We start from the raw sequence: 3,299 nt of genomic DNA on the forward strand, positions 1-3,299 counted from the left end.
AGAAAAAGGAAGAAGAAAGCTCGTAAGGCTCCCTTCTCCCCTTTTTAGTGCCCCATCAGGCCGTTTCCTTCAGATGGGCAAAATAACGTTTTGTTTCAGCCACGACAGCACCGGACAGTCCCAGGAGGGCAATCAAGTTTGGGATCGCCATGAGACCATTTACGATGTCAGCCAAGATCCAGATGGCTTCCAGCTTCAAGAAAGCGCCGAGGCCAATGAGGATGATGAAAATAATGCGATAAGGCATGATGCCCTTGACGCCAAATAGGTATTCAACGCAGCGTTCACCATAGTAGTTCCATCCCAAGATGGTGGTAAACGCGAACAGGACCAAGCCGACCATCAGGAGATAGCCACCCATCTGCGGATAGGCCTTGAGGAAGGTTGCGTTGGTAAGGGCCGCACCGTTAAGGTCCCCAGTCCAGAGCCCGCCAATGACAATCGTAAGTCCTGTCATGGTGCAGATGATGATGGTATCGATAAAGGTTCCCGTCATGGAAATCAGCCCCTGTTCAGCCGGCCAGTCCGTCTTAGCGGCAGCTGCAACGATCGGTGCGGACCCAAGACCCGATTCATTGGAAAAGACGCCGCGGGCAATCCCATTTCTCATGGCAAAGAGCACAGTGGCTCCGAGGAACCCGCCTTGGGCAGCCGTCGGCGTAAAAGCATCACGGAAGATTTCCCCGATGGCCATGGGAATCAGGTCATGGAACATAACCAGGATGCCTATGGTAGACAGCATGTAAAGGATGGCCATGGCCGGTACAATCCGGCTTGCAGCGGCAGCAATGCTCTGCAGTCCGCCCAAGGTTACAGCAGCAACAGCGATGGTCAGGATGGCCGCTGTGCCAGCAACAGGAATCCCCGCGTTGAGCTGGGTAATGTCAACGATGGAATTCACCTGGGCAAAGGTCCCGATACCAAAGTAAGCAACAAGGATTCCAAAGAAAGCGAAGGCTATGGCAAGGGGTTTGTACTTTTTCCCCAGACCCAGCTCAATGTAGTACATCGGGCCGCCAGAAATCTGACCTTTGGCGTCGACCGTGCGGTATTTGACAGCAAGGACACCTTCCGCGTATTTTGTTGCCATACCAAAGAAGGCGGCAATCCACATCCAGAAGATGGCTCCCGGACCGCCTGCTTTAACAGCTGTCGCGACACCGACGATATTCCCCGTACCAACGGTGGCTGCAAGGGCTGTACACAGGGCCTTGAAACTGTCAATGTCACCTTCGCCGGCGTTTTCCGCCTTGAAGATGAGTTGCAGGGCCTTGGGCAGGCGGGAAACCTGCAGGAAGCCCAGCCGCAAGGTGAGGAAAATCCCTGTCCCTACAAGCAGGACCAGGAGCGGCGGTCCCCAGACAAAGCTGTCGATGCTGTTCAAAAGTTCAATGTTCATGACTTCCCCTCCAATAAAATAGATAGATGAGTGCAGCCCCCTCCCTTTTTAGGGGAGAGGTTCGAGAAACGCTTCCTTCGTTTCCTTATGTAAAGTAAGTGCTGCCGTATGATAGGTGACAAGGGTGCTGCGATGTCCCACACTGATCAGCGTTGTCCGGGCAAGGCGGGACAGAAGAAGCTCATACATGGCCTTTTCTGTCTCCTCGTCAAGGGCGGATGTTGATTCATCCATGAAGAGCCAAGCTGGTTCATAAATGAGTGCCCTTACAAAGGCAAGGCGCTGCTGTTCGCCCACGGAAAAGACATGGGTCCAATCGGCTTCCTCGTCAAGGTGGTTGGCCAGATAGCCAATCCGGCAATCCTCCATGAGGGCGCGGAGCCTGTCATCAGAGATCTGCCGAGTGCCCGGGTAAACAATAGCTTCCCGAAGCGTTCCCAGCGGCAGATAAGGTCGCTGGGGGATAAACATAAGACGGTCCTGCGGGGCAAGGGTGACCTTTCCCTTGGCAAATGGCCAGATGCCGGCAAGAGCCCTCAGGAAAGTACTCTTGCCGCTGCCGCTCGTGCCGCGGATAAGGATATGGGTGCCTGCTTGAACGGTCATTGTCAGGGGCTTTAGGATTGGCGAGCCGCTTGGAAGATCCACTTCAAACTGATCCAGGACCAACCTTCCTTCGTCCCCTACCGTGCGAGTGACCTGGTTCTGTGTCTTTGTCATCCCTGCAGCCTCCAAATGGGTGCGGAAACTCGTCAAGCGGTCCACAACCGCCTGCCATTCGGCAAGCGTTGCATAGGCATCGACAAAATAGGATAGGGAATCCTGCACGCGTCCAAAAGCAGTCGCGACCTGCATCAGGCCGCCCAAGGTCAGTTCCCGTCTCAGATAGCGCGGGATGGCCACCACAAAAGGAAAGATGATGGCAATCTGGGAATACCCCGAATTAAGCCATACCAACTGTTTTTGCTTTTTGACAATCTTCCAAAAATTTTCCAAAAGGACGCGAAACCGTTCCAGAAAAACACTTTTTTCGTGGGGTTCCCCATGGTAGAAAGCTACACTTTCAGCATTTTCCCTAAGACGCATCATACTGAAGCGGAAATCGGCTTCATAGCGTTGCTGAACAAAATTAAGATTCACCAGCCGGTGACCGACCTTATGGATCAAGAAGGTTCCCAGACCCGCATAGCAGATGGCAACCCAAACCATATATCCGGGGATGGAAATCTCTTTTCCTAGGATTGAAACGGCAAAAGGTCCTGAAAGGTTCCACAAAATTACAATAAAGGAAAGGAGCGTACAGATGGCTTTCATCAGGCCAATGGCAAGACTGAGGGTCCGTGTCACAAAAAGTGACACATCTTCGCTGATGCGCTGGTCGGGATTATCCATATCCTTCCCGAACATTTCGAGCCGGTAATAGGTCTTGGCAGACAGCCACTCCTCCACATACCGTCTTGTCAGCCAGCGGCGCCAGTTCACAATGAGGGTCTGCTGCAGATAATAGGCATAGACAGCAAGGATGATATAACTAAAAGCAAGGATGGTAAACCGCCAGAGTTGGTGAAAAATCTCATCCACAGCGTAATCCTGGAGCGCCGTATAAAAAGAATTGTTCCATTCATTCAATAGGACAAGAACAAAGACAACGCCCAGATTGAGGACGACGATGGCTAAAAGAAGGCCATAGGCCTTCTTTTTTTCCTCGCTTTTCCAATAGCTTTTCGTAAGGTCCCAAACTTGATGGAGTAGTTTAATAGTTACGTTTGTTTTTTTCACGTGTTCGTCTCCTTACACTATTACGAATATTGGTATTATAATCCTTTAAAATATAAAAATAAAGCCTTTTCTCGAATTATTTTCTTATTATCATAAAAAATGTTTTCCTTTTAAAAAAAGT

The 3,299-nt window shown here is 50.9% G+C and carries 2 protein-coding genes; both read right to left on the reverse strand.

Translation table 11 applies throughout. The features are described from left to right. Nucleotides 1–55: 55 nt before the first annotated feature. On the reverse strand, nucleotides 56–1,399 hold the full coding sequence (locus HMPREF1246_RS09335; RefSeq protein WP_014129086.1) for a sodium:alanine symporter family protein: 1,344 nt from the start codon (nucleotides 1,397–1,399) through the stop codon (nucleotides 56–58). Nucleotides 1,400–1,447: 48 nt separating this feature from the next. Next, a complete protein-coding gene (locus HMPREF1246_RS09340) occupies nucleotides 1,448–3,178 on the reverse strand; it encodes an ABC transporter ATP-binding protein/permease (protein WP_021737355.1) in 1,731 nt (576 codons plus the stop codon). Nucleotides 3,179–3,299: the final 121 nt, after the last annotated feature.

It is taken from the genome of Acidaminococcus sp. BV3L6, from assembly GCF_000468835.1.
Classification (GTDB): domain Bacteria; phylum Bacillota; class Negativicutes; order Acidaminococcales; family Acidaminococcaceae; genus Acidaminococcus; species Acidaminococcus intestini.

Coding starts and splice junctions, on each gene's coding strand:
- HMPREF1246_RS09335 (WP_014129086.1), bottom strand. CDS start 1,399: ATGAACATTGAACTTTTGAACAGCATCGACAGCTTTGTCTGGGGACCG.